Annotated in this window: 13 protein-coding genes; 9 read left to right on the forward strand and 4 right to left on the reverse strand. The window is 64.3% G+C overall.

The window, feature by feature from the left end:
* Positions 1–17: 17 nt before the first annotated feature.
* Positions 18–1,229, reverse strand: coding sequence for an SAM-dependent methyltransferase (locus G3N58_RS20845; RefSeq protein ID WP_206000078.1), 1,212 nt, complete (start codon positions 1,227–1,229; stop codon positions 18–20).
* Between the two features lie 13 nt (positions 1,230–1,242).
* Here G3N58_RS20845 and G3N58_RS20850 point away from each other — a divergent pair, with 13 nt between their 5' ends.
* From G3N58_RS20850 to glmS, 5 genes are all read left to right on the forward strand, one after another.
* A complete protein-coding gene (locus G3N58_RS20850; RefSeq protein ID WP_206000079.1) occupies positions 1,243–2,094 on the forward strand; it encodes an SDR family oxidoreductase in 852 nt (283 codons plus the stop codon).
* Between the two features lie 90 nt (positions 2,095–2,184).
* Entirely contained in the window at positions 2,185–2,580 is a 396-nt protein-coding gene (locus tag G3N58_RS20855; RefSeq protein WP_167047507.1) for a dihydroneopterin aldolase, read from the forward strand.
* A gap of 57 nt (positions 2,581–2,637) precedes the next feature.
* Positions 2,638–3,645, forward strand: coding sequence for a tRNA 2-thiocytidine(32) synthetase TtcA (gene ttcA, locus G3N58_RS20860; RefSeq protein WP_346778282.1), 1,008 nt, complete (start codon positions 2,638–2,640; stop codon positions 3,643–3,645).
* A gap of 148 nt (positions 3,646–3,793) precedes the next feature.
* Positions 3,794–5,155 carry a bifunctional UDP-N-acetylglucosamine diphosphorylase/glucosamine-1-phosphate N-acetyltransferase GlmU gene (glmU, locus tag G3N58_RS20865; RefSeq protein ID WP_167047510.1) on the forward strand — a complete coding sequence of 454 codons (1,362 nt, stop codon included), beginning with the start codon at positions 3,794–3,796 and terminating at the stop codon, positions 5,153–5,155.
* A 55-nt stretch (positions 5,156–5,210) separates the two neighbouring features.
* Positions 5,211–7,028 carry a glutamine--fructose-6-phosphate transaminase (isomerizing) gene (glmS, locus tag G3N58_RS20870; protein ID WP_167284446.1) on the forward strand — a complete coding sequence of 606 codons (1,818 nt, stop codon included), beginning with the start codon at positions 5,211–5,213 and terminating at the stop codon, positions 7,026–7,028.
* Between the two features lie 53 nt (positions 7,029–7,081).
* On the opposite strand, the gene G3N58_RS20875 is transcribed toward glmS, so the two are convergent.
* Positions 7,082–7,987 (reverse strand): collagen-like protein, encoded by a 906-nt coding sequence (locus G3N58_RS20875; protein ID WP_241017182.1) that lies wholly within the window; start codon positions 7,985–7,987, stop codon positions 7,082–7,084.
* A 563-nt stretch (positions 7,988–8,550) separates the two neighbouring features.
* Here G3N58_RS20875 and G3N58_RS20880 point away from each other — a divergent pair.
* Positions 8,551–9,141, forward strand: coding sequence for a rhomboid family intramembrane serine protease (locus G3N58_RS20880; protein ID WP_240159212.1), 591 nt, complete (start codon positions 8,551–8,553; stop codon positions 9,139–9,141).
* A 223-nt stretch (positions 9,142–9,364) separates the two neighbouring features.
* On the opposite strand, the gene G3N58_RS20885 is transcribed toward G3N58_RS20880, so the two are convergent.
* Both G3N58_RS20885 and G3N58_RS20890 read right to left on the reverse strand, forming a co-directional pair.
* Positions 9,365–9,985, reverse strand: a complete 621-nt coding sequence (locus tag G3N58_RS20885) for a hypothetical protein (RefSeq protein ID WP_206000082.1) — start codon at positions 9,983–9,985, stop codon at positions 9,365–9,367.
* Between the two features lie 130 nt (positions 9,986–10,115).
* Complete coding sequence (locus tag G3N58_RS20890) at positions 10,116–10,376, reverse strand: DUF6723 family protein (protein WP_167047524.1); 261 nt, start codon at positions 10,374–10,376, stop codon at positions 10,116–10,118.
* Between the two features lie 357 nt (positions 10,377–10,733).
* Between G3N58_RS20890 and G3N58_RS20895 the strand changes: the two genes are divergently transcribed.
* The 3 genes from G3N58_RS20895 to G3N58_RS20905 all read left to right on the forward strand — a co-directional run bounded on the left by G3N58_RS20895 (position 10,734) and on the right by G3N58_RS20905 (position 13,507).
* Positions 10,734–11,423 (forward strand): transglycosylase SLT domain-containing protein, encoded by a 690-nt coding sequence (locus G3N58_RS20895; protein WP_206000083.1) that lies wholly within the window; start codon positions 10,734–10,736, stop codon positions 11,421–11,423.
* Positions 11,424–11,631: 208 nt separating this feature from the next.
* Complete coding sequence (locus G3N58_RS20900; protein WP_241017183.1) at positions 11,632–12,462, forward strand: DUF2242 domain-containing protein; 831 nt, start codon at positions 11,632–11,634, stop codon at positions 12,460–12,462.
* Positions 12,463–13,255: 793 nt separating this feature from the next.
* Entirely contained in the window at positions 13,256–13,507 is a 252-nt protein-coding gene (locus G3N58_RS20905) for a hypothetical protein (protein ID WP_167047530.1), read from the forward strand.
* The last annotated feature ends 20 nt before the right edge of the window (positions 13,508–13,527 follow it).

The raw sequence follows: 13,527 nt of genomic DNA on the forward strand, positions 1-13,527 counted from the left end.
CCCGGGCCGGGCGGAAATCACAGCGTATGCGAGCGATCGCCGCTCGAAAAAGCGCGCAGCGTATCATCGAGTCCGCGCGAAAAGGCGATCACCTTGAACAGCTCGCCCATCTCCGCCTCGGACAATAGCTTCTGCACCGCATTCGCGGCAGGCAGAAAGCGTGCGGTATCGGCAGGGTCGATTTCGCCGAGCGCCTCGGTGATACCCGCGTTCATCAGGAAGCGCGCCTGCGATGTGAAGCCGAGCAGGTCCGCGCCGGTCTCGACGCCCGCCTCGGCGATGCCCGTGAATTCGACGTGCGCGGTGATGTCCTGCAAACCCGGGTACAGGAACGGATCGCCGTGCGCGCGGTGCCGGTAGTGGCACATCAGCGTGCCCTGCGCGCGCTGGCCATGGTAGTACTCGTGACGCGGAAAGCCGTAGTCGATCAGCAGGATCGCGCCGCGCGCGAGCATCGCGCAGATCGTGCGCGTGAATGCGCTGGCGGCTTCATGCGTTTCGGTCAGATAGTCTTCGCCGAGGGTGTCGCGGGTGGCATCGATTTCCGCCAGCCGCGCAAGGTCCTCGGCGGCCGCGACCGGCCGGTCGTCGAACGCGAACGCGCCGTCGCGCCACGCCACGCCGCGCTCGTGCCATACGCCGCCGCGATGCGCGAAGAGCCGCACCGGCATTGCGTCGAGCACCTCGTTGCCGATCACGACGCCCTCGAAGCGCTCGGGCAGCGCATCGAGCCAGCGCACTTTCGCGAGCAGCGCGGGCGCGGCCGCCGCGATCGTTTCGCGCTGACGCTCGCGCAACTCGCCCGACAGATCGACGATCGAGTAGCGGTCGAATTCGGCGCCCGCCGCACCCAGCGCGTCGAGCGCATTGAGCAATCCGGCCGCGAGCTTGCCGGTGCCGGCGCCGAACTCCATTACCTCGCGCGTGCCACTCGTCCGCAACGCCTCGGCCACCGGACACGCGAGCGTCGCGGCGAACAGCGGCGAGAGTTCCGGCGCGGTCACGAAGTCGCTGCCGTCGTCGCCGCGCAGCCCGAATTTGCGCGCGCCACCGCTGTAATAGCCGAGCCCCGGCGCGTACAGCGCGCGCTCCATATAGCGGTCGAACGGCAGCCAGCCGCCGGCCGCGTCGAGCTCCGCGCGAATCTGCGCGATGAGCGCTTCGGACTGCGCGAGCGCGCTCGGGCCGGGAGCAGGTAAACTATCGGGTTGGTGAGCTTTCGGATTCATCCCCGCATTGTAAATGACCGTCTCTTCGCACACCGCTGCCCGCGCGGCCGAAGCGCCGCCGGACGGGCCGCCCGCCCGGCGGCCTGACGCGTCCCGCGTCGTGCTGATTACGGGCGCGGCGCGCCGTATTGGGCGCGCGCTCGCGCTCGGCTTTGCCGCGCGCGGCTGGGACGTCGCCGTTCACTACGGCGCGGCGCGCGAGGAAGCCGACGAAGTGGTCGCGCGGATCGCCGCAATGGGCCGCCGCGCGGTCGCGCTGCATGCCGAACTCGGCGACGAGGCGCAGGTCGAGCAGCTTTTGCCGGCCTGCACCGCGGCGCTCGGGCGGCCCACGTGCATCGTCAACAACGCGTCGCGTTTCGAGGAAGACACGGCGCGCGACGTCGGCTACGAGCTGCTGCTCAAGCTGACCGCGATGAACCTCGGCGCGCCGCTCGTGCTCGCGCGCATGCTGTTCGAGGCGACACCCGAGGCCGCCTTGCGCGACGAAAGCCAGCGCGCGGTGGTCATCAACGTGCTGGACCAGAAGCTGTACAACATGAATCCGGATTACCTGTCGTACACGCTGTCGAAGGCGGCCTTGCAGACCGCGACGGTCGCGCTGGCCCAGGCGCTCGCGCCGAAGGTCCGCGTGGTCGGGCTCGCGCCCGGCCTCACGCTGCAATCGGCCGATCAGACGCCGGACGGCTTCGAAGCCGCTCACCGAACGACGCCTCTGGGCCGTGCGTCGCGGCCCGAGGATATCGTCGCCGCCGCGCTGTATCTCGCGGATGCAGCCGGCGTCACCGGAACGACGCTGGTGGTCGACGGCGGGCAGCATCTCGTGCCGCTGCCGCGCGACGTGATGTTTTTGACGGGCGCCTGACATGCGCGCGGCCTGCCTTGCCGAGGCGGCCGGTGCGCGTGGTGATGCGCCCCTTTGCGTGCCACGCACGCTTTTTTGACTGGAACGAACATGTTTGACGCTCTTTCGCATCCCCGGCTTGCCGATTGCCGCCGGCTCTTTCTGCGCAATTACGAGGTGCACATCAATATCGGCGTGCACGACTTCGAAAAGCGCGGCGAGCAGCGCGTCGTCATCAACGTCGAACTGTTCGTGCCGCTGTCGCTGTCCACACCGGTGCACGACAAGCTCAACGAAGTCGTCGACTACGACTTCATGCGCTCGACCATCGCGCAGCGCGTCGCGCAAGGCCATATCCATCTGCAGGAAACGCTGTGCGACGACGTCGTAACGACGATGCTCGAACATCCGCACGTGCGCGCCGCGCGCGTGTCGACCGAGAAGCCGGACGTCTATCCGGACTGCGATGCGGTCGGCGTCGAAGTCTTTCGCATCAAGGAGATTTGAGCGATGAACGCTCCGCAAACGCTCAACGAAGGCCGGCACGACGCTCACGCCGAAGCCGTGGCACAGGCGGCGCAAAGCGCGGTCGACGCCGTCGACGCCACCGAAACCGCTACGGCCACGAAAACCGCCCGCGCCCCGAAGTCGCCGCTCACGCGCCGCGAGCAGAAAGAGGCGTACGAGAACAACAAGCTGTTCAAGCGCCTCGCGCGCCAGGTGGGCCAGGCGATCGGCGACTACAACATGATCGAGGACGGCGACAAGGTGATGGTCTGCCTGTCGGGCGGCAAGGACAGCTACGCGATGCTCGACATCCTGATGCGGTTGCGCGAGCGCGCGCCGATCAATTTCGACATCGTCGCGGTGAATCTCGACCAGAAGCAGCCGGGCTTCCCCGAGCACGTGCTGCCCGAATACCTGACGCAGCTCGACATCCCGTTTCATATCGAGAACCAGGACACCTACAGCATCGTCAAGCGGCTCGTACCCGAAGGCAAGACCACCTGCTCGCTGTGCTCGCGGCTGCGGCGCGGCATCCTGTACCGCGTCGCGGGCGAACTCGGCGCGACCAAGATCGCGCTCGGCCACCATCGCGACGACATCCTGCAGACGCTGCTCCTGAACCTGTTCTACGGCGGCAAGCTGAAGGGCATGCCGCCGAAGCTGCAATCGGACGACGGCAGGAACATCGTGATCCGGCCGCTCGCCTACGTGAAGGAAACCGATCTGGAAAAATACGCGGAGCTGCGCGAATTTCCGATCATTCCGTGCAATCTGTGCGGCAGCCAGCCGAACCTGAAGCGCGCCGAAATGAAGGCGCTGGTCCGCGACTGGGAGAAGCGCTTCCCGGGCCGTATCGAGAACATGTTCAACGCGCTCTCGAATGTGGTGCCGTCGCATCTGATGGACCATCGGCTGTTCCCGTTCGCGGGGCTGCGCGCGAGCGGCGAAGCCGATCCGAACGGCGACATCGCCTTCGACGAAGAGCCGTGCTCGACCGGCAGCGACGAGGGCGCACCGCTCACCGGCGCGAAGACCATCTCGCTGGTCCAGTTCGACGACCTCTGAGAGCCGCCCGCGAAAAGCGCCCGATTTTGCGGATATGCCGGCGCTTTTCCGCTGGCCTTCTGTTCCCGCCAAGGCCGCACCCGCGGCCTTTTTTGCGGGTGCAGCATGCTAGAATCGTCGGCTCCAAACTCGTCTGATTGCCGACGCCATGAACATCGTGATTTTGGCGGCGGGTACCGGCAAGCGCATGCGTTCCGCGCTTCCCAAGGTGCTCCATCCCCTGGCTGGCCAGCCGCTCCTCGCTCATGTCATCGACACCGCTCGCGCGCTGAAGCCCGCGCGTCTGATCGTCGTGATCGGCCACGGCGCCGAGGCCGTGCGTGAAGCGGTCGCGGCGCCCGACATTCAATTCGCGGTGCAGGAGCAGCAGCTCGGCACCGGCCACGCGGTGCAGCAGGCGTTGCCGCTGCTCGATCCCTCGCTACCCACCCTCGTGCTGTACGGCGACGTGCCGCTCACGCGCGCGCAAACGCTGCAGGCGCTCACCGAACGCGCGGGCCGCGACGGCTACGGCGTGCTCACCGTCACGCTCGACGACCCGAGCGGCTACGGCCGCATCGTGCGCGACCCGAGCGGCAAGGTGCAGCGCATCGTCGAGCAGAAGGACGCGAGCCCCGAGCAGTTGAAGATCGCCGAGATCAACACCGGCATCATCGTCGCGCCGACCGCGCGGCTCGCCGGCTGGCTCGCGGCGCTGAAAAACGACAACGCGCAAGGCGAGTTCTATCTGACCGACGCGGTCGAAATGGCGATCGAAGCCGGCCTCGAAGTCGTCACCACGCAGCCCGACGACGAGTGGGAAACGCTCGGCGTGAACAGCAAGCAGCAGCTCGCCGAACTCGAACGGATTCATCAGCGCAACGTGGCCGACGCGCTGCTCGTCGCGGGCGTGACGCTCGCCGACCCGGCGCGCCTCGACGTGCGCGGCACGCTCGAATGCGGCCGCGACGTGTCGATCGACGTGAACTGCGTATTCGAAGGCCGCGTGACGCTGGCCGACAACGTGACGATCGGCCCGAACTGCGTGATCCGCAACGCGAACATCGGCGCGGGCACGCGCGTCGACGCGTTCACGCATATCGAAGGCGCAGAAGTCGGCGCGAAGGCCGTGCTCGGCCCGTACGCGCGCTTGCGTCCCGGCGCGGCGCTGCAGGACGAGTCTCACGTGGGGAACTTCGTCGAGATCAAGAACGCGGTGCTCGGCCATGGCTCGAAAGCGAACCATCTCACCTATATCGGCGACGCGGATATCGGCGCGCGCGTGAACATCGGCGCGGGCACGATTACCTGCAACTACGACGGCGCGAACAAATTCCGCACCGTGATCGAAGACGACGTGTTCGTCGGCTCGGACACGCAACTGGTTGCGCCGGTGCGCGTGCGGCGCGGCGCGACGATCGCGGCGGGCACGACGGTCTGGAAAGACGTCGAGCCCGATGCGCTGGTGCTGAATGACAAGACTCAAACGAGCAAAACGGGCTACGTGCGCCCGGTCAAGAAGAAAAACTGACGGAGACGGCGCGCGAGGCGCGCTTCCCGAATCCGGCTCTGAAAAGGAATAAACCATGTGCGGCATTGTCGGCGCGGTTGCGCAACGTAATATCGTTCCCGTCCTGATCGAAGGACTCCGGCGCCTCGAATATCGCGGCTACGATTCGTGCGGCGTCGCCGTGCTCGGCGCGAACGGACCGAGCCGCGCGCGCAGCGTCGCGCGCGTCGCCGACCTCGACGACCAGGTGCGCGACGGGCAGCTCGAAGGCGTGACGGGCATCGCGCATACGCGCTGGGCCACGCACGGCGCGCCGGTCACCGACAACGCGCACCCGATCTTCTCGCGCGACGCGCTCGCGTTGGTACACAACGGCATCATCGAGAATTACGAAACACTGCGCGAGATGCTGCGTGGCAAGGGTTACACGTTCGTTTCGCAGACCGACACCGAGGTTATCGCGCACCTGATCCACAGCCTGTATCGCGGCGATCTGTTCGCGGCGGTGCGCGAAGCGATCGCGCAACTGCACGGCGCGTATGCGATCGCGGTGCTGCACAAGGACCAGCCGCACACGGTGGTCGGCGCGCGCCAGGGCTCGCCGCTCGTGGTCGGGCTCGGCGACGGCGAGAACTTCCTCGCCTCGGACGCGCTCGCGCTCGCGGGCAGCACCGAACGCTTCATCTTCCTCGAGGAAGGCGACGTGTGCGAACTGTCGCTCGACGGCGTGCGTATCGCCGATCGCAACGGCGAGCGCGCGCAGCGCGAAGTGCGCCAGGTCGCGGCCTATGGCGGCGCGGTCGAACTCGGCCCGTATCGCCACTTCATGCAGAAGGAAATTTTCGAGCAACCGCGCGCGATCACCGACACGATTCCGCAGACCGATGCGTTCGATCCGTGGATCTTCGGCGACAGCGCGAGCAAGGTGTTCGGCGAGATCGACAGCCTGCTGATTCTCGCGTGCGGCACGAGCTACTACTCGGGGCTTACCGCGAAGTACTGGCTCGAATCGATTGCGAAGATTCCGACCCAGGTCGAGATCGCGAGCGAGTATCGCTATCGCGAGTCGGTGCCGAATCCGAAGTCGCTCGTGGTCGTGATCTCGCAGTCGGGCGAAACAGCCGATACGCTCGCGGCGCTCAAGCACGCACAGGCGCTCGGCCACGCGCACACGCTCGCGATCTGCAACGTCGGCACGAGCGCGATGGTGCGGCAGACGGAGTTGTCGTTCCTCACGCATGCGGGCCGCGAGATCGGCGTTGCATCGACGAAGGCGTTCACGACGCAACTGGTCGCGCTGTTCGTGCTCGCGGCCACGCTCGCGAAGCTGCGCGGTCACCTGAGCGACACGCAGGAAGCGGACTATCTGAAGCAGTTGCGCCATCTGCCCGCCGCGCTGAACAGCGTGCTGGCGCTCGAGCCGCAGATCATCGCGTGGTCGGAAGAGTTTTCGCGCAAGGAGCATGCGCTGTTCCTCGGCCGCGGCCTGCACTATCCAATCGCGCTCGAAGGCGCGCTGAAGCTCAAGGAAATTTCGTATATCCATGCCGAGGCGTATCCGGCCGGCGAGCTCAAGCATGGGCCGCTCGCGCTCGTGACCGAAGCGATGCCGGTGGTCACGGTCGCGCCGAACGATGCGCTGCTCGAAAAGCTGAAGTCGAATATTCAGGAAGTGCGCGCGCGTGGCGGCGAGCTTTACGTGTTCGCCGATTCGGATACGAAGATCGTCAACGACGAGGGGCTGCATGTGATCCGGATGCCGGAGCACTACGGGCTGCTGTCGCCGATCCTGCACGTCGTGCCGTTGCAGTTGCTCGCGTATCACACGGCATGTGCGCGGGGGACGGATGTGGATAAGCCGCGGAATCTGGCGAAGTCGGTGACTGTCGAGTGAGCTTTGGGCGGGACGCGATGGTATCCCGCCTCTCGCTTCTCTCCGGCACACAGCTACAACTCGAATTTATTGCTACGATCCCGCCGCGCATTCCCTTCCTGAAGCAGTTTCATTTGCTCGTCAAAGCGCTGCCGGGACATATTGAGTTCGTGCGCGTACTTCATTTCCATCAATCGCACTCTGAATTCAAGAAGATTCTTTTTGTGCGATTTTTCGTCGAGCAGTTTCTTCGCCAGTGCGCAACAGAGAAGCGCAACGGAAAGGATCAGTGTGTACGCGCAAATGAATATCAACAGCGAAACGAGCAACTCGTAACCGAGATAGACGATACCGACGAGTCCACAGCACACGATAAGCAACTGAAGCACGCGGGCAATATTCGATTGCTCGCGGGTTCTGTTGCGTCGGGCCCGGTATAGGGCCCGACGCCGGTTGAAGTCCTGCCTCGTGAACGCGGCAATGAGCTTCTCACGGTCGAATTCGGAGAGATCGGGCGAGTGAGATATCTTGCTTTCCGCGTATTCTCTCGATTCCCGCAGAGTCGGTGGGCGACCCGCGGAGAGGTTGCGTTTCCATATCTCGAGCAAAGCGAGAACGATCGGCGTCAATGCCGTGACGAGTTTTGCGAGAGAGGTCAGGAGGTTCTCTGGGGGCGAGCCGGAACCTCCATCCGGTTTGGGATTGTTGTTGCCATCCGCCGACTTTCCTTGCGGGTAGAGCAAACTGACCAGCGAAACGCCGGCAGGGCCTTGCAGACCATCACGGCCGGGAGGCCCGGGTTCGCCGCGGTCGCCTGTTTCGCCCCGGTCACCCTTTTCACCGCGATCGCCTCTCTCGCCCTTGCTGCCCGAGTCGCCGCGATCGCCTTTCTCTCCGCGTTCGCCACGCTCGCCTTTCGCACCGGTGTCGCCTTTTGCCCCCTGTTCGCCGGGCTTGCCGGCCGCACCTTGAGGGCCCACGGACCCGGCAACGCCGTTGACCCCGTTGACCCCGTTGACCCCGTTGACCCCGTTGACCCCAGTATTCTCCCTCGCACTCCGGCTGCCTCGGCCAGTATCCCCATTCGCGGTTTGCCCGCCTGGAAGCAGCACGTTCGTGACGTACCCGGTGCCTATGGGCGTGTTATCGGGGGCCGTAGCCGCGTGACCGGACTGATCGCGACTCGCGCACGCCGAAAGAGTCATGCAGAATCCTATCGCCGCAACACTCAATAACCGCTTCATCGGATTATCTCGATTGTTTTATTTCGTCGTCGTGGTCAAGCAAATAGCCTTTGCCCGATGAGGTGACGCTGCCGGATTCAACGACTGTCGCGTCTTCAGCATAGCGGAATTCTGAAAGCGAAACCGCGGCATGATTCGCCAAAAGAAAGTGCAATGACCCAGCGTGGCGAAGCGCCCATGCCGTGTCGGCTTAATCCGTTTTTTCCACGACGGCTCGACGCGGCGGCACCCTATCGACTACGCTCGGCCGATACCACGCAGGGCATCATCGACACATGAAGACCTCGGCTTCCGACCCAATGCGAACCGCGACGTTCACCGCCCAACTCAAAACTCGAGCCGTACTGCTCGCGCTCTTCGTCGGCTCGATGTGGGCGGTGTTCTTTCTGTCGGCCGCGTTGCCGTTCCTCCATCTGAACGAGCACGGTGTCGTGCCGCGCACGTTCGGCGGCCTGCAAGGCATCCTGTTTGCGCCGTGGCTGCATGCGAACCTCGCGCACATCGCCGCCAACACGAGCGGGCTGCTCGTTCTCGGCTGGTTGTGCACGTGGCCGGACATCGCCGGCTTCTGGCGCGCGACCCTCGGCGCGATGCTGGGCGCGGGTCTCTGCGCGTGGTTATTGGGCGCGCCTTATTCGGTGCATATCGGCGCGAGCGGCCTAGTGTTTGGCTATGCGGGCTATCTGGTTGCGCGCGGTTACTACACGCGCAATCTCGTCTCGATCGTCGTGGCGCTGGTCGTCGTGAGCAGCTACGGTCTGAGCATGCTGTTCGGCGTGCTGCCGGTCTATCCCGGTGTGTCGTGGCAGAGCCATATCGGCGGCGCGCTCGGTGGCGTGCTTGCGGCGCGCGCGGCGGCCGGGGCGGCTAGAAGCGTGCGCATGCGCTGATTGATGCGCATGCATCGCCGCCTCGGTATGTCGTCGTGGTATGGCCGACGGAATCGAGGCGGGCTGCGTATATCCAACCGCGCGGCGCTTGGCTTCGGAAGCGCGCGCGTTTATCGGCAAGCGTATTCCCGTTTCCTCAAATCGGGTTCGGCGCAGGTGGCAAACAATCCGCCCATTCCCGGACACGGATACGCCGGCGCGAGCTTGCCCTACAACGCGGCGCTCACTCTCTCACCAACGACACCGCCGCCGCCGACACGAACTCGGCGCGCACGCTCTCGCCAACGTGGAGTTCGTCGAGCGGAATATCGCGCGCGACTTGCAGCAGTTGCCGATGTTTCGGTCCACGCAGCGTCACCGTGCGGTTCTTGCCATCGATCCTGACGACAGTCGCGACGATCCGCACCCGATGCGCGGACGACACCACGCCCGCCGATGCCGGCAGTGCGAGCGTCGTTTCGGTGCGCTCGCGCACACCTTGGGTTGCGAGCTTCTCGATGCGAATCAGCATCGCCTGCTGATACGCGACGTTGAGGCGATCACCGACACGCAACCGGCTTACGTCCGCGATGCCCCGGTTGACCTCGACATCGGCGAGTTGGCCGCGCGGATCGCGCAGCAGCACACGATTGCTGGCGGCATCGACGGCGGCGACGTGCACGCGCATATGAACGACGTCCGCTTCACGCAGCGCCGCTTGCACGGTATCGGTGGCGACGGCGGTGTCCTGCGCGAAGCCGGGTTGAGCCAACGCGCTCGCGAACAGAGCCGCGCCACAGAGCGCCGCAACCGGTAGCCTCGCCGTGCGCCGACGGCTCCTGTCATGCTGCCTGTCGTGGCTCATCGCGCTTTCCATGTCGGTCTTCTTGTTTATTTTTCATTGCGCCTGTTCGCTGTTGCGGCCTTGTTTGCCATATGCGGGCAACCTGCTGTCACTGCCGCCGTCGTCGCATGCACAGGCGCAACGCCTCGCGCTAAAGCTCCGGCCGGGCCAGATCGCTCGTGACGATATGCTCTCCGTACACCTGCGCGGCGGCAATCGCTTCGAGCCGCGTCGCATGCGGACCGAGCTCCGGTGCGCCGTCGAACGGAAACAGCACGCGGCCGTCGGTATTGCGCACGACTTTCAGCACGCCGTAGAAGCGCCGATAGCCGGCCATCTTCGCGGTCGCCGAAATGTCGAAATCGTCCTCCGACGTGCCGGGGACGCTGGGAATGAATGCGGTTTTGCTCATGGTTGAAAACATCGGTTATTCGCCGAACCGGCACGCCAGCAAGAGAACGCTGTGCAGCCAGAGCTCGCGCTGACGGGCGTGCGGACCGCACCCATTGTCTCAAATCTCCGCTTGCAGCCGCTGTCGAGCCATAAATGCAACTAACCGCATAAATTGGGGAGACAAGCAGAAGGCGATCACCTCGTCTTCGTTACTCGCACCGCTACCTGGTGGCTTTTATCCCAAGAGAGAGTCGTTCAGGCAACCGACCCGCATCCCGATTCCCCTTGATTTAAAAGACAAAAATTGTAATGACCCAGTGTCGGACAACAGGGCAGGGATATAATACGAGGATTGCCGCTACCTTCCGTCCCCGTTATGAGCCGGTTACTTTGCCTGATCGTGCTTTCGTTAGGCCTGATGCAAACCGCAGCAGCCGACGAAAATAGCGACCGAATATCGGCGTATCTCACGCACAAATTCGGCCTGGCCAAGGACAAGGCTCAAAAGATTTCCGACGCGGTACAGTCCGCCTCCTCCAAATACTCCCTCCCGCCGGCGCTGCTGCTCGCCATCATCTCGATCGAATCCCGTTTCAAGGAAAAAGCCCGCGGTGCCAACGGCGCGACGGGGCTCATGCAGGTCGTGCCGCAGGCGCATCGCGGACTGCTGCGCAACGTCAAGGACCTCACCGAGCCGGGCGCGAACATCGAAGCCGGCTCGGCAATCCTTTACGGCTATATGCGCTCGGCCAACGGCGATCTGAGCGCCGCGCTGAAGAGCTACGGCGGATCGAAGGCATATGCGCAGAAGGTGAGCTTGCGCGTCGAAGACTTCGCCGCAATCGCTCCGCCGCAGAACCTCACGCAGCATGCCGACGGCCAGGCCGTGCCGTGCGAGGCCGATCGTTGCGCCGGGGCGAATCAGTGGGCCGATGCGTTTAGCGTGCCGGCGGTGCAACCCGCGAGTGCGGTGGTGACGGCGTCTTCCGTGTCTTCTTCTTCGGCCGCCACTTCGGCTCCGGCCACACGTTCGGTTTCAGGCTCGGCGCGTACCGCATCGAATTAACCGCATCCGCGCGGTTTTCCCTTCGCTTCCGCCTGCTTTCCGTATCAGAGGCTGCTGCAATCACTGCGAATGCAGACTGTCGCGGCATCCACGCAACCTTCCCCGGTTTCGTCTCTTTGTCACTCACCGCCACGTGGTGACGGGTTCCCGCCGCACGCTTTTACGCACACCCGGCGGCGCGCTCTACAATGCATTTCCATTCGCGCCCATGCGGCGCTCCTTGTACTCGATCATGCAGATCCCGTTTTCCAGAACCACCGCCGCGGCCCTGTTCGGGCTGCTGGCGCTCGCGGCATGCAGCAGCACACCGCAACCGCAATTCCAGCAGGAATTGTTCGAAACCGGTGCGAGCCCGTACGCCCGCAACTTCAATTCGAGCACGACCGACGCCTGCGAAGCCGCGCGCCGCGCCTTGCTGAGCCAAGGCTATCTGACGACGATGGCGCGTCCCGATACCGTCGACGGCACGAAGAATTTCCAGCCGACGAGCGATACCCACGTAGTCGTCGAATTTCATGTGGTGTGTACGCCGGGAGAAGAGGCGGCCAGCACGAGCATCGTCTACGTGAACGCGGTGCAGAACGGCTTCGCGCTGAAGAAAAGCGATACCTCGGCGAGCGTCGGGCTGAGCGTGCTTGGCTCGCTGTCGCTGCCGATCCGCTCGAACAGCGACGCGATGGTCAAGATATCGAGCGAGACGATTCCGTCGGGCAAGTTCTACGACCGTTTCTTCGGCCTCGTCGATCACTACCTGCAAACCGTCGTGCGCACACAGCCGGTGACGAGCAGCACAATCGAAACGCGCGTGCTGCCGGCCCCCGAACCGATGCCGACGCCGGTACTTGCACCGGAGCCTGCATCGGCGCCGGTTCCGGTGACGACGCCCACCGCGGTTCCTGAGCCGGTTCACGCGTCAATCGCCGCTGCGGCGCCAGTGGCGGTCCCCGCGCTGGTTCCTACGCTGGCTCCTACTTTGCCCGATGCGATCGGCCAGGCGGCCGGCATCCAGCCGGCGAGCGGAGCGAGCCCCGCACCATAAACGTCGAGGCGGCCAACATCGCGGTGCAGCCTGCGGATTCAGGCCGATCAAGCGCTGCCCAGCCTGTCATCCGCGCGCGCACCGGGGCTTATCCTATGTTTTTTACTTCATACGTATACATATGTAGTAGTAGTTAACAAGGGCTTACCCGTTCTGTGGATAACGCCAAAATTCCTCGCTTCATCAAGGTGATGCAAAACCTATAACCCTGCGGAACACGGCTGTAGAAAAACTACATAAGCGGGATAAGTTCGGCAGCACGTTGACCGGCACCCGTCTTTATCAAGATTTCGCACACACGCTGTTCGACGGGATATCCCGACGTTGTTCATAGCTTGTTGTGGATAACCCGTCGCCTCGAGCGCCTTTCGCCGTGTGCGACAGCCCGCAGTTCGCGCGACGCGAAGCGCTCGCCACCGCACAGACCCTCGCGCGCCGGACGCGCACATTTGAACCGCGGCATGAAGATTGCGCGCTTTCTTTTTGCAAGCGCAACTGTTGCTATTTAGTCAAAAACATTTGGGCACCGAGCCATCCCGGCATAAAGTTAAAGTGATTTCTGAGGTTCTTGGTGCAATGCGGGGGGATGTATGAAACGCAGATCAGCACGACAACTCGTCCGTCTTCTCTCGGACCTTCGGCATGCGGCTCATTGCAGTACCTTGAGGGCGGCAGCGACCAATCGGGCGATGGCGCTGGCCGCCGCCGAAACCGACGAACATGCCGCCGACGACGGCGACAGCATCGAGTCCACGCGCGACGCCCATCAGGACAAACCGGTCCGGAGCGGATCATGAGATCCGCAAGCGAGCAGTCGCTGCGGTTTCTGGTCGAGAAGTGGCTTGCGCCGCTGCCTTCGGCGCTGGTTCACGTCACGGAATTCAGCCGCACGCGCTTGGGCGGCCGGCGTTATGTGCGGGTGGAGACGTCGTCGGAAGAGGGCGCGCGCGGCCTGTTCTTCTTTCGTCACGACGACGGCTGCTGGTGCGTGTTTCCGCCCACCGCCGATACGCCGAAGCTGTATGCGCATCCGCGGGCCGCATGAAGGGTTTCAATCGGACAGGC

The sequence above is a fragment of the Paraburkholderia sp. Ac-20342 genome, from assembly GCF_017104985.1.
Classification (GTDB): Bacteria; Pseudomonadota; Gammaproteobacteria; order Burkholderiales; family Burkholderiaceae; genus Paraburkholderia.